A 26251-nucleotide genomic window follows, 5' to 3' on the forward strand; every position below is an offset into this window, starting at 1 on the left:
TTGATCCTCCGTTTTCCTAAACATAACGGCGGACCACTTCAAAGGGGGAGGATCAGCTGGCGCGTATCGTCAAAGACTGGGTGAAAGGCGCGTCGCTCCCTGATCTGGCGGAAGCCTATTTCTCAGGCGATGGCGATGACGCGACTGCGGCGATCTCTAAAGCTTGCCGGCTTGTATATGGCCGTCTCACCTCAACGGCATCCTGGGGTCTCTCCGCGATCCAGAGCCTGACGATTGGCGATGCACTCGATGGCATGACCGAGGCCGAGCAGAAGCACTTTCGGAACCTCCCGTCGCGCATCTTCTATGGCGTAAACTCTGATATGGCCATCGACCTGCGCCTCCTAGGGGTTCCGAGAAATGCTGCCCAGCCACTTGCTGATTATCTGGCCGAGCAGACCGTTGGTGGTGGACTTAGGTCTATCCGCACTACTCTCAGTGGTTTGACAGATGCAGATTGGCAGCGCGCAGTCGGCCCATCTGGCCCCACTTATCAGAAGGCTTGGAAAATTCTTGAAGGCTATTCATAGGCCTGCGCTGTCAAGTTCAGCTGCATAAGCTTGGACATTCCATCAGTCAGAGCGCATGTTTGTTCTCGAGGCCCTGAAGAGAATGTACGCGCTACGCTTTCGATGGCTCTTTAAGGCTGATAACGGCCCTGAATAGTCATATGGCGCCGGATTTTGGCTGATGTCAAAAATAGATATGCACTCAATCAGACGTGATCATCATGCGAGGGCTATGGGGTGAGGGTAGTGACCCGTTTCATACTTATGACTCGGTATCGAAATCCGTCGGAAAATTCTCAGGCCTATAATCGGTTTCATTCATCCGATCGACAACGGACGTATGAATGAGTGGCTTCCTATCCGTCCCCTCGATTTTTCGTGGTTCTGCAAGCGGCAGGTACATCCCAGCCAATTTCCGCCGAGTCCATTCCATCCATTTTGCAGATTTCGGGAGATACTCGAGGGGACGCCAGCCCGCAGTGAGGGAGTCATGCGCATCTGCCAAATGATCCGGCTTTGTATAGCGTACACTTGAGCCCATTCGCGCTTTGCCAAGAACGATGTAGTTTCGGGTTGCAGGATTGACTTTCAAGCCATGGGCTATCGCCTCTCGAAGCATCCAGTCGAGGGGGAATTTTGCCAAGCCACTCTCTTCTTCCGGATAGCCTCCTCCGATATCGGAATGGCATCCCGCAAACCAAACCTGTTTTATGTCCTGGGAAACAGGTTCAGCCTTTTTGTCGAAGGGATTTTTCACGAAAGGCTGCGGTTCCTCCCAGCGATTGAGCCGAAACATTCGCCGCCTTTCGTCAATCGCCATTGCGTGGCGGAACACTTCGACGCTTGGGTTATTTCGTGTGTAGGGTAGGGTGAGCAGTTGGGGGATCAGACGATCTGGGCGCGGGACAATGACAGAGGCCACCGTGTCCCAGACACCGAGGAATTTGATACGTGCAGGTTTGGCACCAGATACTTTTGCAAAGTGCCAAGGCACGGTGAAGTCGCCTTCAAGACTGGCTTGTTTGTAGGCACGAAGGGCGTAGTTCGCGATATTTAGCTGGTCGATAGGAATGAGCCCGACCATATGGATGAAGCCTGCAAGTGCTCGTGCTGTGTAAGCTCCACGGCTGAAGCCGAACAGGAATAATTGATCGCCGTCAGCATAATTGCGGCAGATGAAATCATATGGAGCAAGGATATCGTCATCCAGGCCATACCCTGTGGCCAGTTCAAAAACGGCCTTTGCGTTTTGGCGGTATCGGGCCCATGCATCGCTGGAGCCAATTGTTCCAATGCCAGCGTTGTAATAGACGCGCTGCTCTTCATGTTTGCGGCAGACACGGAAAAGTTTCAGAACGTTGGAGAGATTATTTTCAATCTGGTTTCCAGTGCCATCACAGCAAACGACGATGTTCTTCCCCATTTGTCCACCCTCGATTTGGTCGGCTTAATCCTGGTGAATGACAGAGGAATTAAATCAGTAATTGAAATTTCTATCAATTGCCCGTGATAATGTATTTGAGCAAATTCCTGAGTGGTTCAATGCTTTCGAAAACAGACTTCATACAGTATCTCAACTGCCCAAAGTCGCTCTGGCTCAAGCAACGCAAGCCAGATGTCTATCCTGAGGGTGAGCAGTCCGAATATGCTAAGAAGTTGGCTCGAGAAGGCTATGAGGTTGAGCGCTACGTGCAGCGGTTGGTGCAATCCCGACCGGATGCTGACGCCTATTCGTTTCAAGACGTATTCGAGACGGGGGAGGGGCTATATGCTCGAGCGGACATGCTACGCAAACACGAAGACGGATCCATCGATATATTCGAAATCAAGTCTTCGACGAGCGTTAAGGACAGCAACCCTCACAACCAACTGAAGGACGCGGCGTTTCAGGCGATCGCTGTCGCCAAAACTGGTCGCGAAGTCAGAAACATCTTCATCGTACATCTGAACAAGGACTACATCCGGGACGGCGAGATAGATCCCGCTGGGCTTCTGATTTTTGCAGATGAGACCGCACGCGTTAAGGGGCTGATCGAGGAGACCGAACAGCAAATTGAGGATGCGCTCTCTCTTTTAGGAGAAGCCACGATCGACGAGAGTTCATGCACCTGTCTGAATTTCAGCCGTTCTCACCATTGTGACAGTTTCGATTACTTCAATCCGGGAATCCCGGAGCGTTCCATCTACGCTCTCCCACGATTGTCTGGTGCCAAACTTGCGTCCTTCGTTGCGGATGGCCGTTTCGCTCTGGATCAAATCCAACTTGATGAGGTCACTAGGCTTCAGCAGCCGATTATTAAGGCCTACATTTCAGGTGCTCCGTATATCGATTTGGCTGACATTGAAAACTTCATTGGTGTTTTGAAATACCCACTCTATTTCCTCGACTACGAGACATACGCTTCTGCCGTTCCAATCGTTGATGGCGCAGGGCCCCAGGAGCAGGTTCCCTTTCAGTTTTCCCTTCATGTCCTCCAGGAGGACGGAGGGTTCGAACATGTGGAGTATCTGGCGGATCGGCCAGAGCAACCACGTCCATTGGTGGAGGCTCTGGAAGGGGCTATTGGTGCGACTGGCTCCGTCATTACCTGGAACAGGGCTTTCGAGAACACACGAAACAAGGAGATGGCCGAAGCCTTTCCTGACAAGGCAGATTTCCTCCTAGGTCTTGTCGAGCGAACTGTCGATCTGATGGACGTGTTCAAGACGGGGTATGTCGATATCCGTTTCAACGGATCGACATCCATCAAGAAGGTCCTTCCCGTTGTCGTTCCGGAACTTAGTTATGAGGGGATGGAGATTGCCGACGGAACTGCGGCAATGGATGGCTGGAACAAGATGGTCAACGAAGGCGATCCGGAAAAGCGCGCGCTACTGCGAAAGGCGCTTTTGGAATACTGCAAGCTCGATACACTCGCTATGGTCCGGATTTTTCAATTTGTACGGACGCTTCACGGGTGAAGACGTGCTTACCTAAATTGATAATATCTATGGTTGTGTTATTTTGGTTTCATCAACATGCTGGGGAGCGGTTGCATGGAAAAACATATTCCAAGAAATCGTTGTCTGCGGGTGTATTCGTTCGATCCTAGTCTTGCGTCCGATATTGCAACTTGGGGAATAAATGAGATCACAATTAGTGTTCCATGGGAGATTGATGAGGATGGGGAAAGCCGTCTGCAACCGGGACCAATTGGAGAATACATAGAAGTAATTGATTTTGATCCTGCGAGCGAACTTTTTTACAAACCTGTTGATCTCAACGACCGCAATTTACTCGGACAAAACGGACTACCCGCATCGGAGACCAATCCGCAATTTCACCAGCAAATGGTCTACGCTGTAGCGATGGCTACGATTGACCACTTCGAGAAGGCGTTCGGGCGGAAAGTTTTTTGGGCAAATAATATAATTCGCGAGCCTAAATATCGCGAGCAGTTCGTCGAGAGACTGCGGATCTATTCGCATGCGTTGCGGGCGCAGAATGCGTTTTACAGCCCTTCGAAGAAAGCGCTTTTGTTCGGGTACTTTCCAGTTACATCGAAGGACGAAAAGAACACTCCCGGAACTACGGTTTTCACCTGTTTGAGTCACGATATTATCGTGCACGAGATGAGCCATGCGCTTTTAGATGGTATCCATCCGCGCTTCAATGAGGCATCAAATCCAGATGTGCACGCGTTCCACGAAGCTTTCGCAGACGTTGTGGCAATTTTTCAGAGGTTTTCTTACGAAGGGGTCCTTGAAAGTCAGATTTCAAGGACTCGAGGTGATCTAGCCGGGGAAAACCTGCTTGCTCAACTCGCTCAGCAGTTTGGCAGAGCCACTGGGCGCGGTACTGCATTGCACGATGCGTTAGGCGGACTTGATCCTAAAACAGGTCACTGGATTCCGCGCCTACCAGATCCTAAGGCCTTGGAGGGGATCTACGAACCTCATGCGCGCGGTGCGATCTTGGTAGCTGCCGTTTTCCGCGCGTTTACCTTAGTTTATCACCATCGGGTCGCGGATCTCTTCCGCCTTTCTACGGGAGGCACTGGGATACTGCCGGACGGAGCAATTCACCCAGACTTGGTTGGCTGTTTGGCTGGCGAAGCTCGGGAAATTGCTGCCCGTATCCTCCGGATGTGCATCCGTGGTTTGGACTATTGCCCTCCGGTTGACTTGACTTTCGGTGACTACCTAAGGGCAGTCGTAACTGCGGATTGGGAATTCAATCGTGAGGATCCAGACGATTGCCGTGTTGCTTTTGTCCAGAGCTTTAGAGAGTGGGGGATAGCCCCAGCCGGGATACGATCAATGTCGGTAGATGCATTGATCTGGGACGAATACGCGACAGCGGGCGCCAAACACGATCTGCGAGAAATGCAAGGGACCGGCGACGGCGAAACAAAAAAACGCACTCCGGATGCGCAAATGCTATCGAGTCGAAGGCGCGAGTACCGCGAAAACTATAGCAAACACAAGCGCCTCCTTCATCAAGGTTATTATGAAACCGGAGAGGAAGATGCGCCCAGCGAACGAAGTGGCCGTAAAAGCCAACCCAGACGCCGCCGGAAGATACAGTCTATTAAGGGTTGGGGAGACCGAAAAGCCATTTGGGCATCGGCGCAAGACAGTACATACCCGATATGGGCTTGGCTAAACGATCCTGAGAATGAAGAAGTTGCTAGCGTTCTGAACTTAGAGTTGGATCCGAATATTGCACCGCCCACCGTCTATCGGAATTCGCGGGGGAACCCTACGGTTGAAGTTCATGCTGTGCGCCCGATTTTGCGTCGGCCCTATGAATTGACCGGCGAAGTCTCGCTAGTTGTGGAGGTATTGCAACGTCGGCGAGGATTTTTCGATAACGATGAGCAGCAAGTGATGGATAAGCCTGGCCAGATTCACGATCGGACGTATCGTGGCGATTTCACTTACCGTGCCGGCTGCACGTTTTTTCTCAATCCCGAGACACTGGATATCTACTCAGTGATCAGAACTCCCGGAACCATCTCCAACGATGTTGAACTGGCGCGAATGCGGGCTTGGCTAACCGGCGAGGAAATTCCCCTACACCATGCATTTGACCGCGGGCCCTTGAGTTTGAGTGAAGAGGCTGATCCCTACCGCAACGAGCCCTTCGCATTGCTGCATGAACATGACGAGGAGTGAGGTCATGGCACGTCGAAACACCAATCGCACTGCGGTAGATAAAATGGAGCCACCCGAAAATGGAGTCGCTATACGCATGTACCGCCAGGGCCATGGCGACTGCTTCTTACTAGCTTTCCCTCGCAACGACGGTGGCGATCCAGTTTATGTGATGATCGACTGCGGTTACAAACCGGGGTCACAGATCACTATAAACGGACGAAAGGTGACTGCGGATGATGTTGTTAAGGACATCAAGGCTGTCACTAAAGGAAAGCTGGACGTTTTAGCTGTGACCCACGAGCACCAAGATCATGTGAATGCGCTGGGCAAGTTCGAAGACTTCGACATTGGCACAGCTTGGTTTGCTTGGACGGAAAACCCAAAAGACAAAGATGCTAACGAGCTCAGGCGACGTCACAATGACCAACTGCTGGGACTTCTGGGAGCCCGGAACCAATTGCGTGGGCTGGCCGGGAATGCTGCAAAAGGTGCAGTAGCCCGGTTGGACGAGTTGCTGATGCTTGAACTTGGCGGTGAGGAAGAAATGCCGAAGGTTCCGGTCCAGGCGCTGTCGATGGGATTCGGCGCTGGATCAACGTCGGATCCTGCAAAATCGCAGAACAAGCAGGCGATGGAGAAGATCAAGAAGGCGGCTCGACTGATTGAGTATATTCTGCCCCATGATCGGATTATGGAGGTGCCGGGCGTTAAGGGTGTCAGGGTTTTTGCATTGGGGCCACCCAAGAAAGAGACACTGCTGAAAGACGAAGATCCTCAAGGTGATGCTTCTTTCCCTGGTCATGAAATTGCTGCGGGTAGCTCGCTTTCCTTTTTTGCCGCTGCCACCCAGAGCACTGCAAGCAGGTCAGGCGCCCCCTTCGCTGTTGAGTATGGAATATCTAAAGACGAAGCTTTCGCCGCTGACCGTCCGGACATTGCTGACAGCAGGGAGAACAAAGCGAAAGCTAAGGCTTTGAACGAATTCTTCCGGAACCACTATGGCGACGGACCTCTAGTCGATGAAGGCGATACGGTCGCCTCAAACGCCGAGTGGCGCCGTATTGATGAGGAATGGCTCTTTGCTGCGGAATCATTTGCGCTGAAGTTGAACCGGGGCATCAATAATACCAGCTTAGTTTTGGCCTTCGAGTTGATAGATACGGGCAAGGTGTTGCTGTTTGCTGCCGATGCCCAGAATGGTAATTGGAATTCTTGGGACGACGGTTATTGGATAGAAGACGGCAAGAACGCTACAGATGACGGCGCGAAAATAACCGCCAAAGATCTTCTAGGCCGCATTGTGCTCTACAAAGTCGGCCACCACGGTAGCCATAATGCGACGCTGAATGGCGAGCGGTCCAGCAAGTACCCAAACTTGGGGTGGATGGGCGTTGGCACCTATGCGCGTGAATTCACCGCTATGATCCCTGCCCATCGTGACTGGGCGCTCGAAAAGGCCAAGTGGAACCATCCCTTGCCCGCGATTAAGCAGGCGTTGGAGGACAAGGCGTCGGGCCGGGTCCTGCAAATGGATACCGGGCTGCCACCCCAGCCGAAAGACGTTTCAGATAGCGAATGGCGGACGTTTGAGGATCGAACCAAAGTCACAGATCTCTATATTGAATACCACGTGTCCGGCACGTTCTGACGTTGGGTACATTCATATGGGCGGCATGGAAATGGTGAAATGGAGAGCATCGTCCGAAGCCGGCCTGTTCAAGCCCGGAGAGTTGTCCAGCTATGACCCGACAGCAGTTGGTTTCAGTATGTCCGGTGGAGGTTACCGGGCAACCCTTTTCCACGCTGGTGCCATATTGCGACTGAATGAACTGGGCGTGCTGCCCCGCATTGACCGGATATCCAGCGTGTCTGGCGGCTCGATCACCAATGGCATTTTGGCAAAGGCGTGGCTCAAATTGGATTTCGATCCTGCGACGGGCGTGGCAAGCGAGAACAGCATACGGACGCATTTCCTGGATGTTGTGCGCAATGCGACGTCGCGTACGCTGGACGTACGAACGGGCTTTGCCGGTTTCCTTCCCTTTGTATCTGCGGGGAACCGGTTGGCAAGCCTCTACGACCGGTACATCTTCGATGGGATTTGGCTTGCAGAACTGCCGGAACACCCGAAGTTCATTTTCAATGCAACAAATCTGCAAACCCAGGGACTGTTGCGGTTCACCAAGAATTATTTGGCTGATTGGCGAGCACTTAAATCGACAACCCGGGGCATTCGCGTCGCCGATGCCGTCGCCGCCTCATCGGCCTTTCCGCCGGTGCTATCGCCAATGCGGTTAGATCTGCGCGATGAGGACGTCATTGTTCCGGATGGCGCGCGTTTCAATGAACCGGAATTACTGAAAGAACCAATTCTTGTTGACGGCGGCGTTTACGACAATCTGGGGTTGGAGGCGATCTGGAAGCGGTGCGGCGTGCTAATCTCGAGTTATGCTGGCCTCAACAGCGCGGCAGAACCTAGCAATTTCAACTTTGATCATATGCTCCCAGTTATCTATTCCTTCCTTGCTTCCTCAATCGACTGGCGTGAGAGAATGCTGGTGTCGCTATTCCAGCACAAGTTGGCCGATGGCCTGTGCGAACGAATTGGAGCCTATTGGACTGCGGGGACGGACATAACGAAATACAAGGTTCCTGTGGGCTGGGTGCCATCTTCCGATGAATTAAATCAAGCGGCGAATACTCCGACGCGACTTGAGGCCTTGAATCGGCAAGAGCAGGATGTGGTGATCCGCGCTGGTTATGCCTATGCCGATGCCGGAATGCGCCGCTACCTACTCACAGAGGTCGAACCACCAGCCGGCCCACCTGTGCTTGCTTAAAGAGACAAATTTTCGCTTTTTGAGGTTGTAAGATTTGGAGTGCACAACGTGGCAAGTGAAATACACCGGGACAGCCTTTCTGCCTGGAACGCGCTGCGCCAAATCGGTGGCTTGGACATTGACGATCGTGACGTCGATCTAGTCCGTATGCTTAAACAGCGGCTCGACGCGACCGCCCCCGATTTGGAAAGCGCGCTTACTTGTTCAACCATCGACCAGTTTCTTGCTGCGCTCTTTGAATCAATCCAGCCTTTCGTCTATATGTTTAGAGATATTCTCACGTTTTTCGAGGCGGCCGCCGCGCGGCAAGGCCAGTCACAGTGGCGCGTCAGCGTCAGTAACGAATTTGTTGAATTCCGTCACTTTGAAGAGTTCCTTGAACATTGGAACACAATTGACGCAGACTTCGTGGTACCGGCACTTGATCACAGGCATGCATTCATCTTGAATGATGTTCGTGCTGAAATTGGCGGCTATGATTATCTTGTCGATGGAATGGACTATGGGAAGCCTGCGGCAACGGGTTTGCAAGACGTTGACGATTGGCTCGGGGAGTATGATGAGGGGCACTACGAACCGTTTCCCTGTAGCCTAATGCCCCAGAACTTTCCGGAAGGATTGTCTGAATTGGCTGCGGTAATGCAGGCGGCCGTTTCTATCCTCCGTCGCCAAGGGTTCACCAGGCAGGAGATGCTCGAGCGGCATCGTGCTCGCCACTATAAAGCTGTTAACGAGGATGCTCTCCACCCGTGGACTATCGCGCAGAGCGAAACCGACTTTTGGCTTCGCTCCCATATCGGTTACCTCGCCAATATCCGGCAGCGGCCAGATGTAGAGGTGCAAGCGCTTGCCACCAAGGCGAAAGAGAAGTTAGCTCAGTTCCCGCTGCGGCGTTTACCGGGTAAGATAGACGTTAAGGACATCGAGCGACTTTTGTCACTGCCAGTCTGGACGCATCACTATGAAACTTATGGCGTTTGGATCGCGACACGGATCATTGACACGCTCAATGACCATGACGTGGTAATAAATTCGAATAACGGTGAATTAAGATTTGCGTTCGGTGAAGCAAGGATAGCAGATATCGAGACTGCAAATCCGAGACTCAGTCTTTTTGCAGAGCGACGCGTGGCATTGGCCAACCCTGTAGGTAAAAGTCGAAAAGAGGGTGCTCAGCCTGATTTCAGTATCTGGACGCAAGACGCTCGATACCCTGAATGCGTTTTGGTCGTCGAAGTCAAGCACTATAAGAAGCGCTCGCGGCGCAATTTTCGCGACGCTCTTATCGACTATAGCAGGGCTCATCCTCAGGCCAAGGTCATCCTAGTCAACTATGGCCCTGTGGGGGAAGAGTTCAGCGATCTGTCCGATTCAATCCGTAAACAATACCAAATGATTGGCCCACTGACGCCCGAGAGCTATCAGACGCTCTCCGATTTCCGCAAATTGGTACGTTCCATCGTGGGTGACCCAGTTAAACGCATACTAATCGATGGCTTGGCAGTTCCTGATCAGATTATCGTCCTTGATATATCGAAATCAATGCAATCATTGCTTTCTTCCGAGGTGCTACGGGACTTTCTCGCCATATCACTTGATGCAGGCAGTAAGATCGCTTTGATTGACCAGAAAGTAAGAGTAATCATGCTTGCTCACCAGCTTAATCGATGGTTAGTGGAAAATGATTTAGGCAATTCGACCTCGCTTGCTGAACCAGTCAGTGAGCTTCTAACTCAATATGAGCAGATTATCCTAATCACCGACGAGGGTGGCATGCGAAGCCTCAACGCGTTAGACTTCGAACGTTTACTGGACCCGCTGAGCGAGCTTGGCGAAGCCATCTTCTTGCGAGTGAAGCGATGATGCACTTTATCAATTACACAAGGCAGTCACCTTACACGGCAAGTTCCATTTCGTAGTCAATGTTCTCCGTCTCACTTCAGTAGTTGAACTTAAAAAATATGCTGCTCAGGCATAGTTAACAATTGCCTATGCTGGCTCTTCAGGCCTTGGATATTCAGCAAGGTTTATTCCAATCCCGTCGTCTCCCACGATCAGGGTGATGGCAGGGACACCGTCGGCCCTAAGGATAAGGGAAAGCTCAGCCAATTGCGCGAGGTCTGTAGCGCTCGGCTGGACCGATGCTCCGATGGGATGCGAGTGCCATTCCCCAATGTACCGAGCAAGCCCACCAGTTTGGTCTATGGCAGCATCAACAGCGCGGAACAGTCCTCGGGTTCCCCGAATAAACTCGTAAGGTTGGCCTCGGCTATCTTTCGGTGCGGGTAGGGCATCAAGGATGTCGACCCGCTTCCGCTCGATGTCGACCAGGCCAAGAAGCGCGCCTCCGGTCTCGTTTGGTAATGCGTCCAACCTTTTTTCTGACAAAACGCCTGCCAAGGAAGCGGGTGCTATGATGCTCCAGTCTCTCGCATTCCCCCGGGTGACGGCGATCGTAGGCCTAATTTCTTGGAGTTGTAGCGAAGCATCGAGCTGCCAGATCCGTAGGAGTGCGTCATCGTTGGAGATCGCATCCGAAATACCCGCGGAGATCAGGCCCGCAAGAACCTGGGTTCGAGAGGCGGGGATCCGATTGGTCACCGCGCGGCACGCACCAGCATACGGCAGGAAGTCCGTTGCGGAGAGGTGACCTATCAGATCGTCGTTGACGAGCAATTCCCTAAGGTACACCGCCTCAAGATCGCGCAGCTTATACTCCCGACACGCATCCTCGACCATCAGGACGGCAGCCCCCCGTCAGGCGTGAAGAACGCACTTATACGACGGGCTTTGGAAGCCCAATCCGAAATCGCCCGAGCGGCCGGGACAGATGCCGACGCGTCGATAACGAAGTCTGCATCATCAAAAGCTTGATTCACCTCGTCGCTGCGTTCGGCGTCAAAAAGGTTGGCCACTATGGCGCGGGGATCGGTATCATGACGGATCATATGCAGACGGCGCGCGAGCATTCGCGCCTTCAACTGTCCCATGGCACCCGCGTTGAGAGTGTGTCGCGACAAGTTATGCGGCAAAAGTACGTCGTCATCCAGGATCGTCCATTTGAACAAGCCTTCCCGGACAAGCGCCTCGGCGATCGCTGATCCCAGAGAGCCAGCGCCGACCAAGAGGACGCGCTCTGCCATAGGAGTAGTTCGTCCCGAGTAGACCGCCGCCGCCGCACAATCAAAATCGCGGTGCACGATGCCGGGAAAAAGACGTACCAAATCCGCCTTCTCCAGGTTCGGCGTAGCGAACAGTTTCCGCGAAAAAGCTGCGGTTGGCCTCACGTCTCGCTCATTCCTAAAGAGCAGGCCTAAGACTTCTCCGACTTCGCCAGCGCTTCGGTCTGTTACGAACGCGACGGTCGAAACCGCTCCGGTGTCTCCTGACTCTGGATGGAGGATTGGCATTGTAACGAGGAAACAGAAGGGGGCGTTTTGATGGTGAGCCTGCTCCTCGGAGCCCTGCCAGGCGTCGATGGTCTGTTTAACCTTGCTCGGTAGGTCGCATCCTCCAGAGGTGAGCAAATTTGCAAGTTCACGCAAGTCAGCCGGAGCATGCCTCATGCGTTTCATATGGGTGGGGTTCAACACGCAGCGGACAAGGTTGAAGCTGGCGGCAGTCTTGTGCTCTTTGCCCGAGCTCCTTGGCTCTACGAAGAGATATCTGGCGTCGTCATCGTATCGATAAACGGCCAGATCGTGGTTCTCTGAGTTTTCGTCTTCGGCAGCGAGCCGGAACACAATCTCGAACGAATTTCCAAAAATCGTAGGGTCGAGAGGCTGACGAGCATCATGCAGTTCCCCTTGAGTAGCTCGGGCGAACCACGAAGCTACTCGTTGCAGGATCTCCGATGCCGTGTAGGCAGACTTCACGTCTTCCCAGGGGCGGTCGTCCACGCAAAGCTGGTATGGAAAACCGCGCGCGACCAAGCTTTGGTGCGGCGTGTCCGGGAAGTCCGCTCTTGCGACCAGAATGACCGGAGCTAATCCGTTGTCCATAAACAAAACCGACACCGTCTCATGGTCATGGAACGGGTACTCAGGCCTTTGCGGGATCTCAATCTGGAGGCTAAATGAGACGATCTCGTGATCGCCATTCTTCCTGCATTCGATAAACTTTGCGAAATCGGCATGCCCCTTGCGGACGTAGTCGGCAAATTCACGTGCGAGGCGGACCTTCAGGTCTTTCGCCTCGATGGCTTCGCTTCCTTCGGGCTGCCAGGTAAGCCGCGTCATCCGGCCCTTGTCGGTCTATTCGTGGCGGCCGCAGTTGCCGTCGCTGCCGCGGCCAGCATGATCGCGGCCCCCGCCGCTGTGATCTTCACACGGATCGGCTTCGGTCTCGCTTCGCTAGGCGTTTCCATAGTCACCTTGAACTGACCCTGGATGTCGCGTGTCACGCCCTTGTAGTAGTTCGCGGCCTGACGATGGGGGGGCTGGACATCTTCGTCCTCCTTCGACCCCTGCGCCGGGATTGGTTTGCTCGGCGAGATGACGATCGCGCGGTGCGCCGACTGCTCCTCCATGAGCCATTTAACTTCGGGAACGGGCACCGTCTTATCGCTGCCTTTCTCGTTGCTAAGCGACTTGTAGGAGCAGTGGTGGAACAGATGCAGGATGGCCCATTCTAGGCGCTCATTGTTCCCGTGCCATCTGGTGGTATTGACGATCCGGGTAAGCGCCTCGTGATCGACATCGGATCCGAGAATTGTGCGGGTTTTGTTGACGCCTTCCGCCATCGTGAGCTGCACGACGATCGAGTCCCGATTGCGGTCCACGAGTTCGCCTTCCTTCGTCCGGGACGCGAACGGGCTGTGGACGAAGAATTCGGCTTTCTCCGGGCCGTTGATGGAAAAGGTCGGAACGAGTTTTCCGGCATCCACAATACAATGCATGCGGTCGGCCAACTTGATGCCGTTTTTATCGAAGAAGTCCTTGAGCATGCCGGGCCGAGAAAAGACTTTGATGCCCTTGCCTTGCTTCAGGCGGTAGCGTGCCTCCTGCCTGATGATCCGGGCCTCGTCTTCAAGCCCGTCTTCGACGATGGCGGCTGCCGGCACCCAGAGCTCATCGATCTTGACACGGTCGCCGCCCTGGTACTTCGACGCATGTTCGAGCCAGAAGAATTCCGTCGCCTTGCAAATGTGGTCGTCGTCCAAGTGTGTAAATGCGACCGCTGAAAAGGATTCCTGTCCGGCGTCATCCATCGCGTCCCTTACCTCCTTCGGAAGGTTACAACGCTTGTCGTTCGGATTTTCCGGGTTGCCTTGGTGGGCGAAATCCATCATGACGAGCCTGTCGTCGGCCAGCCGGATGAGTGTTGCGTCTGCGTTCCCGATAGGGAAGAAGGTAATGTAAGCTGTCATTGCTTTCTCCAGTCTCCCCCGCGCTTTCCAATCGTGTTTCTGTTTCGTTCTTTTTTGGTCTTCCGGACGCCCAAGAGCGTCCGGATTTTTCGTTTTGAGCCGCTTATTGGCCTAAATTGGCCATCCTATGCGACTCGGGACAACTCCCGACTGAACCGTCAGCTGCAGCCGCTTGTCGAGCCGCAGGTGTCGCATTTCAGGCAGGTACCATTGCGGACCATGGTGAAGTTGCCGCATTCGGCGCAACTTTCGCCCTCGTAGCCCTTCATGCGCGCCTGGGCGATCTGCTGGGCCGCTGAGGAGACCTGCGGAGCAGGGGTCGTGCTGATTTCAACAGCTGCGACGCCTTCAGAGCCCCGTGCAAAGGCCGTTGCAACAGCGGAGACCTGTGCGGCGGGTGTATTGGCGGTCTGGACCGAGATGGCCTCGGTGGTTTCGCCTGCAGGTTCACCTACGCTGGACACCAGCCGGAAGCGTTCGGTTTGTCCGCGGACAAGACCGTGCGAGACAATCTGCCCGCTTTGACCGCGATCGTCGCCGGAAGACGCGTTGTCTCCAGAGGTGCCGAAAATCTCCGGCGGGACATGGGCGAGGTCGTGACGCCCAAGGTAGGACACTGCAAGTTCCCGGAACACGTAGTCGAGGATCGACGTTGCGTTCTTGATCGCATCATTGCCCTGAACCATGCCAGCCGGTTCGAACTTGGTGAAGGTGAACGCATCGACATACTCTTCCAGCGGCACACCGTATTGCAGGCCGAGCGAGACGGAGATGGCGAAGTTGTTGATGAAGGCACGCAGTGCCGAGCCTTCCTTGTTCATGTCGAGGAAGATCTCGCCGAGGCGACCGTCATGGTATTCGCCCGTGCGCAGGAACACGGTATGGCCGCCGATCTTGGCCTTCTGGGTGTAGCCCTTGCGGCGCGCCGGCAGTTTTTCCTGTTCGCGGACAACACGTTCAACGATCCGTTCGACGATGCGTTCTGCCACGACTTCAGCCTTCGCCGCCAACGGCTTGGCTGCAAGTTCTTCAGCAACCTCATCCTGATCTTCGTCGTCGTCGGCCAGGAGCTGGGAATTGAGAGGCTGGGACAGTTTGGAGCCGTCACGATAAAGCGCATTTGCCTTGAGGGCCAGCTTCCAGGAAAGCATGTAGGCTTCCTTGCAGTCCTCAACCGTTGCATCGTTCGGCATGTTGATCGTCTTGGAGATCGCGCCGGAAATGAAGGGCTGGGCCGCTGCCATCATTCGAATGTGGCTTTCGACCGACAGGAAGCGCTTGCCGATACGGCCGCACGGATTGGCACAATCGAAGATCGGGTAGTGCTCTTCCTTGAGGAAGGGAGCACCTTCCAGGGTCATCGCGCCGCAAACATGCGTGTTGGCCGCTTCGATCTCGCTCTTTGAATAGCCGAGGAAGGACAGAAGATCGAATTCCTGGTCTTCCAGCTGCTCGTCGGAGACGCCAAGTGCCTTCATCTGTTCATCGCCGAGGGTCCAGCGGTTGAAAACGAACTTGATGTCGAAGGCCGACTTCATGCCGTCTTTCAATTTGCCGAGACTTTCCTCGGAAAACCCTTTGGTCGTAAGGCTCGCCGGATTGATTCCGGGGGCCTGGTCAATGGTTCCGTGACCGACCGCATAGGCTTCAATTTCGCCGATTTCGCTTTCTGAATATCCAAGTGCGCGAAGGGCCTCGGGAACAGCACGGTTGATGATCTTGAAATAACCGCCGCCGGCCAGTTTCTTAAACTTGACCAGAGCAAAGTCCGGCTCAATGCCCGTGGTGTCGCAGTCCATGACAAGCCCGATCGTGCCTGTTGGCGCAATCACGGTTGACTGGGCGTTGCGGAAGCCGTTCTTTTCGCCGAGTTCAAGAGCCCGGTCCCAGGCCTTCCTGGCCCGCTCCACCATCACCTGGTCCGGGCAGGACGCATGATCGAGAGCAACGGGATTCGTGTTGAGACCTTCGTATCCACTTTCTTCGCCATGAGCGGCGCGGCGGTGGTTGCGAATGACCCTGAGCATGTGCTTGGCGTTTTTCTTGTAGCCGGGGAAAGACCCCAGTTCGCCGGCCATCTCCGCGGACGTCGCGTAGGCAACACCGGTCATGACGGCGGTCAGTGCTCCGCAAATCGCGCGGCCTTCGGCCGAGTCGTAAGGAATACCGGAAGTCATTAGCAAGCCGCCGATATTGGCATAGCCGAGACCCAGCGTGCGAAACTTGTAGGACAGCTCCGCGATTTCCTTGGAAGGGAACTGCGCCATCAGGACCGAGATTTCGAGCACGACCGTCCACAGACGTACCGCGTGCTCGTAGCTGTCGATGTCGAAAGAGCGATCTTCCTTGCGAAACTGCATCAGGTTCAGGGAGGCAAGATTGCAGGCCGTGTCATCAAGGAACATGTATTCCGAGCACGGGTTCGACGCACGGATCTCGCCATCAGCAAGGCAGGTATGCCAGTCGTTGATGGTCGTGTGGTACTGCAGGCCAGGATCGGCTGAGGCCCAGGCCGCGTAGCCGATCTGCTCCCAGAGTTCCTTTGCCTTCACGGTTTTCAGGGTTTTACCCGTGCGGCGCGCTGTCAGGTCCCATTCGCTGTCCTGGATGACGGCAGATAGAAAACCGTCGGTCACACGTACGGAGTTGTTGGAATTCTGTCCGGCGACCGTCAGATAGGCTTCGGAATCCCAGTCCGTGTTGTAGGTCGGGAATTCGATCTTGGTAAAGCCCTGTCTGGCGAACTGAATGACGCGCTGGATATAGTTTTCCGGCACCATCATTTTTTTCGCGGCACGGATTTCACGCTTCAGGGCCGGGTTCTTGGCCGGATCAAAGCAGTCACCGTTATCCGCCTCGCAATTCACGCAGGCACGCATGATGGCAGACAGGTGCTTCTGGCAGATCCTGGAACCGGTGACGAGCGCCGCCACTTTCTGCTCTTCCTTGACCTTCCAGTTGACGTATTCCTCGATATCGGGGTGATCGACATCCACGACGACCATCTTTGCCGCCCGGCGGGTCGTCCCCCCGGACTTGATTGCGCCTGCTGCACGGTCGCCGATCTTCAGGAAGCTCATCAGACCCGAAGACTTGCCGCCACCGGAGAGCCTTTCGCCTTCGGAGCGGACATGGGAGAAGTTTGAGCCGGTGCCGGAACCGTATTTGAAGAGGCGCGCTTCGCGGACCCAAAGGTCCATGATACCGCCTTCATTTACGAGATCATCCTGCACGGACTGGATAAAGCAGGCATGCGGCTGAGGATGCTCGTAAGCGGTTTTCGACTTGGTCAGCTTGCCGGTCTGAAAGTCGACATAAAAGTGCCCCTGGCTCGGACCGTCGATGCCATATGCCCAGTGCAGGCCTGTATTGAACCATTGCGGTGAATTCGGTGCCACCTTTTGAGTCGCCAGCATGTAGCGCAATTCGTCATAAAACGCCTGCGCATCTGCTTCCTGGTCGAAATAGCCGCCCTTCCAGCCCCAATAGGTCCAGGTGCCGGCGAGGCGATCAAAAACCTGACGGCCATCGATTTCAGAGCCGTAACGCTGATCTTCCGGCAGGTCGTCCATTGCGCTGTCATCAGCTTCACGGCGCCACAGCCAGGACGGGACGGTGTTTTCTTCGACCGGTTTCAGTCTGGCAGGCACACCTGCCTTGCGGAAATATTTCTGAGCCAGAATGTCCGAGGCAACCTGGGAGAACTGGGCTGGAACCTGGATGTCCTCCAGACGGAAAACGATCGATCCGTCCGGATTGCGAATCTCGCTCGTCGCAGTCCGAAATTCAATGCCGGCGTAGGGCGATTGCCCTTCCTTGGTATAGCGCCGCTCAATCCGCATTCTCTAAGTCCCCTTGTGTCCCCGACCGGTTCGGCCCGAACCGGTGAATTCCGCTTCTCACCCGGAAAGACGATGTCGTCAGTCCCATCGCCGGGTGTCACCCTTTCGCCTACAGGCGCCGTCTGTATGTAGCGTTTCTTTCATCGTGATGCACTATATATAGTGTTCATCAACAGGTTTGTCACGATGTGCGCCTTGTATTCGGCGCGCAGAAACTCCTCTCCCGGTTTACCTGTAAAACGCGGAAGCTGTACGCTGATACTTTAGTGTTTTGGATGACCGGAGCGCCCGGAAAGGCTCCCGACTACGCACATCGCAATGATAGGAAAGGTAATGTAAATGAATTCTTAAGGTCAAGGCGTGAGTGACAACAGCTTGTGCCAACATTGTGGGCAAACGCAAAATATTGTGTGCCTGTGTGGATTGCGGGGAGTGGAGTGGGGACAGCAGGAACGCTTGATAATTTGCGCTTGCATTCCCATTGCAGAAGTGCCGGACCCATGCCCGAACTTCGCTGTGGATGACGATCATCCCGCTTTTATGAAAATTTGACGAAAATGGAGGTCGGTGGTTTCAACCCGGTTTAAGCCAGGTCTGATTAAGTGCGGAAACGAGAGGGAAAGGGATCCGCATTACATGAAGCATCACGCCGCCTTTGGCCTTGCGATGGAAGATATCGACGCGGTCGTCGTGGAAGACAGCAAGCCAATGCAGACGATCATCCGGTCGATTCTTCTCAGCTTCAAGGTAGCGCGGGTGCGGGTGTTTGATTCGGTCGAAGAGGCTCTTGAAGCGAGCCTTGCTGAGCCACCGAACGTGATTCTGACCGATTGGCGGATGGAACCGACATCCGGATACCAGTTTTTGCGACTCGTCCGGCACCGTCACATGGAACCCCTTTGCTATGTGCCGATTCTCTTCATCACGGCACACGGTACACGACCCCTGGTCGACAAGGCCCTGCGTGCAGGCGCACACCATGTACTCGTCAAGCCGCTTTCGCCGTCAACCTTGTACAAGCGACTCAGATGGCTGTTGACTGACGACCGGCCGATGATCCTTGAGCATTCCGGTTTCTACAACATCAATGGCATCCAGAAATCCATGGATGAGCAGGCGGAAAAAATGCAAACGCTGGCCGGTGCACGCATTCAACACAAGAAAGCGATACAAAAACGCGCTGAGGTTGAGGAGGTTGTCGAAGAGGAATTTGACAGGCAAGAGAAAAAGGAGCCCGTGTTTGCAGGGGTGAAGAAAGGTGGCGTGAAGAAGCAGCAATCCGCCGCTGCCAAGCACATCCGCAATGCGGAATATGTAAAATCCAAAGACCTGAAGCTGCACTGACCAGCAGGGCATATCCCGGAAAATCCGATCCGGCAGCCTCGTTTGCAGATCGTCGTGCGGATTAGGTCGATTTCTCCGACCCTGCGGCAGCCCGGCACTGGACAGACGCCACTCTTGACGCCATAGTCCGCCAAAATCCGGCCGTGGGCATTGCCCGTCCGGGCTCAAGTCATATGCTATCAAGGGACCTTTCAAGGGCCATGAAAAATCTGCTGCTTGAAGTCTTTACCTGGTGGAACAGCCAGACCATGGGAACCCGCTTCTTCACCTGGCGTAAAGGTGAATTTGTCGGCGAGGATGCAGCCGGCAACAAGTATTACAAGGAACGTGGCGGCAAGAAACGATGGGTGGTCTACAACGGCCTCGCAGAAGCCTCGGCAATTCCTCCGGGTTGGCATGGCTGGATGCACCACAGGGTCGATACCCCTCCTTCAGACGAGACCTACCATCCGAAACACTGGCAGAAGCCGCATGAGGTCAACCACACCGGATCACCGGCGGCCTACCGCCCACACGGTTCGATTCTGACACCGGAAAAACGTCCCGAAGTGACTGGTGACTACGATGCGTGGACACCGGGCGGCTGAGTGACCGATATTGCAAGTACAAGCGAGCCCCGCTTTCGCGGGGCTTTTTTGTGTGATCGCGTACAGCATCAAAGACTGGTCGATTTTCAAGCCGACTTGCTTCTGGCTTTGGCCTTTGCCGGTGTTTCGTGGGCACCGAACAGGGTGCTTGCCGACGAGATGATCCGATTCAGGATCAGGATGACCAGCGAGGTGCTGTAACCCAGCACGAAGGGCATGATCAGCAGCATGGACTGATTGGTGAACGCAACTTCCGACTTTGTCGGAACGGTTGTCTTGTTGAGAGCCGCGGCGCTGAGGCTTTTTACAAACGCAAGAAACTCGTGAAAACCAAATGGAAGCGTGAAAAAAAGTGCAAACAGCGCACCAAGCACAATCCTTTGCACAATGAGACGGGAGTCGGAGATATCGAACGTGATATCACTGGTCACAGCGATTGCGTTGAATCCTATGAATGCTGCAGAGCCAATTGCCCCCAGAGACATGAGCCAGAGCAGAAAAAACAGGACCATGAGCGCGCCGTCGAGGCCTTTGCTGAGGAGCGTGACTTCCGCCATGAAAACCGACAGGATCATTGATCCGATCGAAACAACAACCAGCCAGACCGCAAGCCTTGGCAGAAAGTTCGGCATCTGGGACGCCAGGTAACTCTTCCTGTCGGCGTCGCTCAAGTGTGCAAACAGGACCTGTGTTTTCTCCTCGAGTGCTTCCCATTCGCCTTGATCGGGCGCACGGCCCTTTTGACCGGGGCCAGCAGCCTTGAGACGGTTCAGCCGTCCGAGCTTGAAATTTTCCGGAAGGGATGTTGCTTCGCGGATCAGAAATGAATGCAAGCTGGTGAGGGTATTCAGATCCTCATTGAATTTTTCGTCCTTGATCATGTTTTGAGGATCACTGGGCGGATCGGCGTCGGCGAACATGAGCGTCGCCATGTCCTTGATCTTCCCGGTTGCTTGCTTGAAATCCGAACGAAAACCTGTCGACTCGTTTGTTGCAGACGCGTCGGTCAACTCACCGGTCTCTTGTCCGGCAATGTTTTTCTCGGTCGAAGGTTGATGCCCTTGCCTGGGTTGACCGCTCAAGCGGGTGTCCAGTTTGGTTTTGTCCGCCGCCTTGCTGTCGGCAGCGTCCTTGATGTCCCCAGCCATGTTGTTTCCCTAAAACAAGGATTACGTTGGGGAATTCTATCAATAATCGTTTTTTAAGCAAATACAACCAAGTGAGCTCGCAGGAGTTGCGCGGCGACCAATCTCAAATGTCAGCAATAGCGGTTGTCTGCGGAAGGCACGAATTCAGCCTGAATGACAAACAGTTATTCGGAATGCCAGGAGTCCAGAACTGTCAATACCTCCTGGCCAGTTGCCTGGGGCGATAACGCGTAATAGTCGGTTTCGAGCTTGAGAGCCTCGGCCAGCAGACTGTTGTAGTCGGCCTGCGAGACCTCCTGTGTGCCGAACCTGGTCAGATGATCGGTCACAAACTGGGTGTCCAGCAGGGAGTAACCGCCGACGATCAGTCGGGCGACGAGATGTGCAAGACACACCTTTGACGCATCGGTCCGGAAGGTAAACATGCTTTCGCCGAAGAAGGCACCGTTCAGGCTGACACCGTAAAGTCCACCCACAAGTTCGCCGTGCTGCCAGGCTTCGACCGTGTGGCAATGCCCCATCTCGAACAGCTCTCCGTAGAGCCGTCGGATTTCCCGGTTTATCCAGGTTTTCTGACGACCCGGCATCGGTTCCGCACAACCGTCAATAATGCCCTGGAAATCGGTGCTGACCCGAATTTCGAAGACATCATTTCGTATCGTGCGTCTCAATCGCCGTGGCATATGAAAATCGGCAAACGGCAGAATTCCGCGGTGCTCAGGCTCCAGCCAGAACAAGCCCGGATCATCTGCGGATTCAGCCATGGGGAACAGGCCGCAGGCATAGGCTTTGAGAAGCACCTGCGGTGTTATTTCCATTACAATATCGTCTTTGTAACCAGCCATGAGGCCTCGCTTTCCGGGTGGAAGGGACGGTCCCCTTCGCCAGAACCCGGTCAGTTCGACTTGTCAGCCAGGTATTTTTCCAGCCAGTGGATGTCGTACTGACCGTTCGCTATATCCTGATTGTCCACCAAATCGCGGAAAAGCGGAATAGTCGACTTGATTTCGTCAACCACAAATTCGTCAAGACATCGGCGCAAGCGCATCATGCATTCCACACGATTGCGGCCATGAACGATCAGCTTGCCGATCAGACTGTCATAATAGGGTGGAATCTTGTAGCCCTGATAGACGCCTGAATCGACCCGCACACCAAGACCTCCTGGCGGATGATAGTAGGTTATCGTTCCAGGTGATGGAGCGAAAGTCACGGGATCTTCCGCGTTGATGCGGCATTCGATAGCATGGCCGTCGAATTTAATGTCTTCCTGGGTCATGTCCAGATCACCGCCTGCGGCGATGCGGATCTGCTCGTTGACGAGATCGATGCCAGTGATCATTTCGGTGACCGGATGCTCGACCTGAAGACGGGTGTTCATTTCAATGAAGTAGAATTCGCCGTTCTCGTAAAGAAACTCAACGGTACCGACGCCCCGATATTTCAGCTCGCGCATCGCATCGGCGACAATCTGACCTATCTTGTGACGCTGTTCGGCGTTGAGACTGGGCGAGGGGGCTTCTTCAAGGACCTTCTGGTGGCGGCGCTGCAAGGAGCAATCACGTTCGCCGAGATGGACGGCATTTCCCTTGCCGTCACCCAGAACCTGGATTTCGATGTGGCGGGGTTTGCCGAGGTACTTTTCCATGTAAAGAGCATCGTCGCCGAATGATGCCTTGGCTTCAGAGCGGGCGGTGGATAGCGCGGTATCCAGTTCAGCCTCGCTCTTGGCGACCTTCATGCCGCGTCCGCCGCCACCGGCCGCAGCCTTCACAAGCACCGGATAACCGATTTGCCTGGCAATCGCATGCGCATCGTCGTCGGCAGTGACTTCTCCGTCAGATCCCGGAACCACCGGGATGCCGAGGTCCCTGGCAGTCTGCTTGGCCTGGATCTTGTCTCCCATGACGCGAATATGTTCAGCGGTCGGGCCAATGAACTCGATATTGTGTGCTTCCAGTATTTCCGCAAAGCGGGCATTTTCGGACAAAAAGCCATAGCCCGGATGGACGGCGTCTGCACCGGTTATCTCACACGCGGCGAGTAGTTGCGGAATGTTGAGATAACTGTCGCGGGCAGCGGGTGGTCCGATACAAACGCTTTCATCTGCCAAGCGCACATGCATGGCATCGGCGTCCGCCGTCGAATGTACGGCAACCGTTGGAATGCCGAGCTCTTTACACGCGCGCAGAATGCGCAGAGCGATTTCACCCCGATTGGCGATAAGAATTTTGGAGAACATGGCCCTGGCGGCTCCTTATTCGACGACTATGAGCGGTTCGCCGAATTCCACCGGCTGGGCATCGTCGACAAGGATCTGTTTGACAGTGCCGGTTTTGGTGGAAGGAATATTGTTCATGGTTTTCATGGCTTCAATGATCAAAATCGTCTGGCCCTCGGTGACCTGGTCACCAACCTGAATGAAAGCTGCAGTGCCAGGTTCAGGCGAAAGATAAGCAGTGCCAACCATAGGCGAAGTGACGGTCAGTCCCGACTGTGTCGGCTTTTCCGCGACGGGTTCCACCGGCGTTGCCACAGGTGCCGAAGCGACAGGGGCCGCCGAAGCGATGGCTGCCGACGCGGGAACGTTGACCGGTGCATTTATCGATACCTGGCGGGCAACACGGATGCGTGTATCGCCCTGTTCCAGTTCGATCTCGGAAAGGTTCGTTTCGTCAAGCAGAACTGCGAGATCCCGGATCAGGGCCGTGTCGAACTTCTTGTTATCATTACGCATCATATCGTTTGGCTCTCGTACTCGCTCCACAAAAAGCGGGGAAATCTGATTGACTGATACCGGATGCCCCTCTTCGGCGACGTCCTTCCGGCAGTTTCCGGGTTTTACGAGGCATTCTCCATGCAAAATCCGGTTCAATCCGCACTTTTTGTTCCGCCAAAATGTGGCGGTAACAGATCATTGGCCCGCATTCGGCCGAATGCGGGCCAAGCTTCTTATAGGGATTCAATTGTGTCAGGAAAACCCCTGATTTCCCATTGATAACGCCGGGATGCGGTTTCCAACAGCCTTGCGTGTTTGTTGCTCAGCAGGTTGCCTCGCCGCAATTCTTCAAGGCACTCAGTTTGGCGGTCAGCTGGTCGTATCCCACTGCGCCCATCACGACTTCGTTTCCAACGACGTAGGATGGTGTTCCTGTCAGTCCGAGACGGTTTGCCAACGCGTAGACTTCCTCGATGGTCTGGCCCGCCTCATCGGTTGCCATGGCAGCCTGGAGATCGGCCTCGGAAACACCTGCTCCTGTCGCAGCAGCCATCGCGCTCGACAGGTTGGCCTGGCCACGGCTCAGAAGCAGAGCTTCGTGAAAATCACCGTATTTTTCCGGCGCAACCGAGTTTACGGCGACCGCCACCTGTGCGGCTTCGATCGAGCCCTGACCAAGCACCGGAAATTCCTTCAGGACGACTTTGAGATCAGGATTTTCATCAATCAGCCTGACCATGTCGCCATAGGCGCGCTTGCAGTAGCCACAGTTGTAGTCGAAAAATTCCACGATTGTGACAGACCCTTCCGGATTCCCGAGGACGACCTGACGGGTGGAATTGAAAAGGACGTCGGCACTATCGCTGAGCACCTGCAGACGGGCGGCTTCTTCAGCTTCCTGTTCGCGGCGCTGAAGCTCGTTGAGAGCCTCGGCTATGATCTCCGGGTTTTCGAGCAGGTAATCACGCACGATCTTTTCAACGTCGCCGCGATTGAGGTCCTGCGCCGCCACGGTTCCCGCCATCAATGACAGGATCAGTGCCGCTGCAGAAAGTATGCGCAGAACCACTGGGGGACACAGTCGCTGCGAAAGTGTGAAAAGTTGGGCCATTGAAAACTCCTTTGGTGGTCGGAATGTCCAGTCTCCACCACCATGCGTGATTTTCGGTATCACCGGCGATTCGGCAGATCCGGTGGTTTGTACGCTACAATGTCGTCTGCTTGAACCCATGCCGGCGATCCACGCTTCAAACTTTTTTGAGCACGCGCCGCATAGCGTTTCGCTGCGTCGAAGTCGCCGCGCACCATCAAACCTTTCGCCGTTGCCAGATCTGCTTCGGCTCGCTCGCCTTGCCGGCCATGGGCTATGGCAAGCTGGCCATAGGCAACGCCGGAATTTGAATCCCGTTGAATGGCTTTTTTCAGCACGCGTTCTGCTTCCGGCAGATAGGTCGAATTGTTTGCGCCAACCAGAGCATAACCGAGCCAAACGAGGAACTGCGGTTCGTTCGGTTTGAAAGACAAGGCCTTGCGGAACGGCGCAATCGCCCGCTTCGGGTCTCCGCCTTCCAGCAGCGCCTGACCCTTCAGTTCGTAATAGTACGGGTTGTTGGGTTGCGTCCGGATCAGGGCATCGATTTCCTTCACGGCACCTTTGCCGCGGCTTTTCATTGCCGCAATTGCCCTCGCGTATTGTGCAGCAGGGCTCTTGTCACTTCGAGGGAAGGCGCGCAATGTCGCCGAAGGATGACTGGAAAAGGCAAAAAGCTTGGCGCGCACCTGATCGTGCCGGTATTGGAGTACATAGTCTTCCGGTTGATTGAAGTACTTGGATTTCTGCGCCTGGTTCAAAAGACCGTTGTACCGTTCCTGGGCCATTGGATGGCTTTGTGCATAAGGGTCTGCATATTGACGGGAAAACAACTGTTGTTCGGACATGCGCTGGAAGGTCTTCAGCATGCCCCGCGGACTTTGCCCGGTTGCATTGAGATATTTAAGAGCTGCCCGGTCAGCCGCGGCTTCTTCGCCACGCTGGTAGGAAAGCAATGATCTTTTGCCGACTGATGTTGCTCCCAAAGCAGCAGCAGCGCCGCCGGACGCGGCCTGGCCTGAACCCGAAGCAGCGCCCGCTGCGGCTGCGCCTGCACCCAACAGCATGCCGATAACCGCTATGATCTGGGCATTTGCAGCAGCGGCACGCAAGCGAACCAGATGTCGCCCGGCTATGTGACCGGTTTCGTGGGCAATGACACCGATCACTTCACTTGGCGCCTCGGCTTCCATAAGGACACCGATGTTAATGAACATGCGGCGTGAATCGGGAACGAAGGCGTTGAAGCTTTTGTTGTTGACCAGAATGATTTCCGGCTCCGAATGTGCAATGCCCGCAGCCTTGAAGATCGGTTTCGCATAGTCTTTCAACAGAGCTTCCGTCTCTGCGTCGCGAACAATGGGAATCTTGCCCCGCTGAGCATTTGCGGGAACTACGACCATCGGCAACACAATTGCCAAGGAACACACAATAGCCACTGCCTTGCGCAGGAGACGCAAAAGCGACTGCTTTGGAAAAAAGGCAGAAGCGGGCGAGGAAAGCAGCAAGTCGTAACTCCTGTCCGGTACCGGGAAGATTAAACAATTCAAGGTGAGGCGAAAGTATGGACGTGTTCGGTTCGGGTCAAGAATTCCTGCATGACATTTCGGAAAGGTTTGGTCGTCTCATGCTCATATGCCACGGCTTTGATTCCGGGATGCATTG

At 54.6% G+C, this 26251-nt stretch carries 19 protein-coding genes; 8 read left to right on the plus strand and 11 right to left on the minus strand.

Features of this window, described 5'->3' with window-relative positions; genetic code table 11:
- The first annotated feature begins 80 nt into the window (after window positions 1–80).
- Window positions 81–530, plus strand: coding sequence for a hypothetical protein (locus tag LA5095_RS27990; RefSeq protein WP_055121125.1), 450 nt, complete (start codon window positions 81–83; stop codon window positions 528–530).
- Between the two features lie 241 nt (window positions 531–771).
- Here the strand turns inward: LA5095_RS27990 and LA5095_RS27995 are convergent, their stop codons facing one another.
- Window positions 772–1932 (minus strand): T6SS phospholipase effector Tle1-like catalytic domain-containing protein, encoded by a 1161-nt coding sequence (locus LA5095_RS27995; protein WP_055121126.1) that lies wholly within the window; start codon window positions 1930–1932, stop codon window positions 772–774.
- Between the two features lie 119 nt (window positions 1933–2051).
- Here LA5095_RS27995 and LA5095_RS28000 point away from each other — a divergent pair, with 119 nt between their 5' ends.
- The 5 genes from LA5095_RS28000 (at window position 2052) to LA5095_RS28020 (ending at window position 10351) form a co-directional block, all read left to right on the plus strand.
- The gene (locus tag LA5095_RS28000) at window positions 2052–3470 is read left to right on the plus strand and encodes a DUF2779 domain-containing protein (protein ID WP_055121205.1); all 1419 of its coding nucleotides are present in this window, start codon (window positions 2052–2054) and stop codon (window positions 3468–3470) included.
- Between the two features lie 75 nt (window positions 3471–3545).
- Complete coding sequence (locus tag LA5095_RS28005; RefSeq protein WP_055661743.1) at window positions 3546–5666, plus strand: gluzincin family metallopeptidase; 2121 nt, start codon at window positions 3546–3548, stop codon at window positions 5664–5666.
- Window positions 5667–5670: 4 nt separating this feature from the next.
- The gene (locus tag LA5095_RS28010) at window positions 5671–7296 is read left to right on the plus strand and encodes a ComEC/Rec2 family competence protein (protein ID WP_082442572.1); all 1626 of its coding nucleotides are present in this window, start codon (window positions 5671–5673) and stop codon (window positions 7294–7296) included.
- A 16-nt stretch (window positions 7297–7312) separates the two neighbouring features.
- Window positions 7313–8488, plus strand: a complete 1176-nt coding sequence (locus LA5095_RS28015) for a patatin-like phospholipase family protein (protein ID WP_055121129.1) — start codon at window positions 7313–7315, stop codon at window positions 8486–8488.
- Window positions 8489–8536: 48 nt separating this feature from the next.
- Window positions 8537–10351, plus strand: a complete 1815-nt coding sequence (locus LA5095_RS28020; RefSeq protein ID WP_144436192.1) for a hypothetical protein — start codon at window positions 8537–8539, stop codon at window positions 10349–10351.
- Between the two features lie 126 nt (window positions 10352–10477).
- On the opposite strand, the gene LA5095_RS28025 is transcribed toward LA5095_RS28020, so the two are convergent.
- The 4 genes from LA5095_RS28025 to LA5095_RS28040 all read right to left on the minus strand — a co-directional run bounded on the left by LA5095_RS28025 (window position 10478) and on the right by LA5095_RS28040 (window position 17698).
- The gene (locus LA5095_RS28025) at window positions 10478–11227 is read right to left on the minus strand and encodes a Mov34/MPN/PAD-1 family protein (RefSeq protein ID WP_055121131.1); all 750 of its coding nucleotides are present in this window, start codon (window positions 11225–11227) and stop codon (window positions 10478–10480) included.
- Window positions 11227–12726 (minus strand): anti-phage 6A-MBL system cap2_3 protein, encoded by a 1500-nt coding sequence (gene cap2-3 / locus LA5095_RS28030; protein ID WP_055121132.1) that lies wholly within the window; start codon window positions 12724–12726, stop codon window positions 11227–11229. Before cap2-3 ends, LA5095_RS28025 begins: the two co-directional genes overlap by 1 nt.
- Window positions 12723–13856, minus strand: a complete 1134-nt coding sequence (gene mblB, locus LA5095_RS28035) for an anti-phage 6A-MBL system MBL-fold protein (RefSeq protein WP_055121133.1) — start codon at window positions 13854–13856, stop codon at window positions 12723–12725. Before mblB ends, cap2-3 begins: the two co-directional genes overlap by 4 nt.
- A gap of 158 nt (window positions 13857–14014) precedes the next feature.
- Window positions 14015–17698 (minus strand): vitamin B12-dependent ribonucleotide reductase, encoded by a 3684-nt coding sequence (locus LA5095_RS28040; protein ID WP_055121134.1) that lies wholly within the window; start codon window positions 17696–17698, stop codon window positions 14015–14017.
- Window positions 17699–18334: 636 nt separating this feature from the next.
- Here LA5095_RS28040 and LA5095_RS28045 point away from each other — a divergent pair.
- Together LA5095_RS28045 and LA5095_RS28050 are read left to right on the plus strand one after the other, a co-directional pair.
- On the plus strand, window positions 18335–19042 hold the full coding sequence (locus LA5095_RS28045) for a response regulator (RefSeq protein WP_173937374.1): 708 nt from the start codon (window positions 18335–18337) through the stop codon (window positions 19040–19042).
- A 200-nt stretch (window positions 19043–19242) separates the two neighbouring features.
- Complete coding sequence (locus tag LA5095_RS28050; protein ID WP_055121135.1) at window positions 19243–19629, plus strand: NADH:ubiquinone oxidoreductase subunit NDUFA12; 387 nt, start codon at window positions 19243–19245, stop codon at window positions 19627–19629.
- An 86-nt stretch (window positions 19630–19715) separates the two neighbouring features.
- Here the strand turns inward: LA5095_RS28050 and LA5095_RS28055 are convergent, their stop codons facing one another.
- The 6 genes from LA5095_RS28055 to LA5095_RS28080 form a co-directional block, all read right to left on the minus strand.
- On the minus strand, window positions 19716–20777 hold the full coding sequence (locus tag LA5095_RS28055; protein ID WP_055121136.1) for a hypothetical protein: 1062 nt from the start codon (window positions 20775–20777) through the stop codon (window positions 19716–19718).
- A 164-nt stretch (window positions 20778–20941) separates the two neighbouring features.
- Window positions 20942–21622: a leucyl/phenylalanyl-tRNA--protein transferase gene (gene aat / locus LA5095_RS28060; protein ID WP_055121137.1), complete on the minus strand. Its 681-nt coding sequence runs from the start codon at window positions 21620–21622 to the stop codon at window positions 20942–20944.
- Between the two features lie 50 nt (window positions 21623–21672).
- Window positions 21673–23019: an acetyl-CoA carboxylase biotin carboxylase subunit gene (gene accC, locus LA5095_RS28065; protein WP_055121138.1), complete on the minus strand. Its 1347-nt coding sequence runs from the start codon at window positions 23017–23019 to the stop codon at window positions 21673–21675.
- Between the two features lie 15 nt (window positions 23020–23034).
- A complete protein-coding gene (accB, locus tag LA5095_RS28070; protein ID WP_055121207.1) occupies window positions 23035–23514 on the minus strand; it encodes an acetyl-CoA carboxylase biotin carboxyl carrier protein in 480 nt (159 codons plus the stop codon).
- A 304-nt stretch (window positions 23515–23818) separates the two neighbouring features.
- Window positions 23819–24607 (minus strand): DsbA family protein, encoded by a 789-nt coding sequence (locus LA5095_RS28075; RefSeq protein ID WP_082442567.1) that lies wholly within the window; start codon window positions 24605–24607, stop codon window positions 23819–23821.
- Between the two features lie 59 nt (window positions 24608–24666).
- Window positions 24667–26094, minus strand: coding sequence for a M48 family metalloprotease (locus LA5095_RS28080; protein ID WP_235808797.1), 1428 nt, complete (start codon window positions 26092–26094; stop codon window positions 24667–24669).
- Window positions 26095–26251: the final 157 nt, after the last annotated feature.

This window comes from Roseibium album (assembly GCF_001404515.1).
Lineage (GTDB): Bacteria > Pseudomonadota > Alphaproteobacteria > Rhizobiales > Stappiaceae > Roseibium > Roseibium album.

Excerpts from the sequence above, each read along its gene's own strand:
- LA5095_RS27995 (WP_055121126.1), bottom strand. The coding sequence starts at position 1,932 with ATGGGGAAGAACATCGTCGTTTGCTGTGATGGCACTGGAAACCAGATT.
- LA5095_RS28000 (WP_055121205.1), top strand. The coding sequence starts at position 2,052 with ATGCTTTCGAAAACAGACTTCATACAGTATCTCAACTGCCCAAAGTCG.
- LA5095_RS28005 (WP_055661743.1), top strand. The coding sequence starts at position 3,546 with ATGGAAAAACATATTCCAAGAAATCGTTGTCTGCGGGTGTATTCGTTC.
- LA5095_RS28010 (WP_082442572.1), top strand. The coding sequence starts at position 5,671 with ATGGCACGTCGAAACACCAATCGCACTGCGGTAGATAAAATGGAGCCA.
- LA5095_RS28015 (WP_055121129.1), top strand. The coding sequence starts at position 7,313 with ATGGGCGGCATGGAAATGGTGAAATGGAGAGCATCGTCCGAAGCCGGC.
- LA5095_RS28025 (WP_055121131.1), bottom strand. The coding sequence starts at position 11,227 with ATGGTCGAGGATGCGTGTCGGGAGTATAAGCTGCGCGATCTTGAGGCG.
- cap2-3 (WP_055121132.1), bottom strand. The coding sequence starts at position 12,726 with ATGACGCGGCTTACCTGGCAGCCCGAAGGAAGCGAAGCCATCGAGGCG.
- mblB (WP_055121133.1), bottom strand. The coding sequence starts at position 13,856 with ATGACAGCTTACATTACCTTCTTCCCTATCGGGAACGCAGACGCAACA.
- LA5095_RS28040 (WP_055121134.1), bottom strand. The coding sequence starts at position 17,698 with ATGCGGATTGAGCGGCGCTATACCAAGGAAGGGCAATCGCCCTACGCC.
- LA5095_RS28045 (WP_173937374.1), top strand. The coding sequence starts at position 18,335 with ATGAAGCATCACGCCGCCTTTGGCCTTGCGATGGAAGATATCGACGCG.
- LA5095_RS28050 (WP_055121135.1), top strand. The coding sequence starts at position 19,243 with ATGAAAAATCTGCTGCTTGAAGTCTTTACCTGGTGGAACAGCCAGACC.
- LA5095_RS28055 (WP_055121136.1), bottom strand. The coding sequence starts at position 20,777 with ATGGCTGGGGACATCAAGGACGCTGCCGACAGCAAGGCGGCGGACAAA.
- aat (WP_055121137.1), bottom strand. The coding sequence starts at position 21,622 with ATGGCTGGTTACAAAGACGATATTGTAATGGAAATAACACCGCAGGTG.
- accC (WP_055121138.1), bottom strand. The coding sequence starts at position 23,019 with ATGTTCTCCAAAATTCTTATCGCCAATCGGGGTGAAATCGCTCTGCGC.
- accB (WP_055121207.1), bottom strand. The coding sequence starts at position 23,514 with ATGCGTAATGATAACAAGAAGTTCGACACGGCCCTGATCCGGGATCTC.
- LA5095_RS28075 (WP_082442567.1), bottom strand. The coding sequence starts at position 24,607 with ATGGCCCAACTTTTCACACTTTCGCAGCGACTGTGTCCCCCAGTGGTT.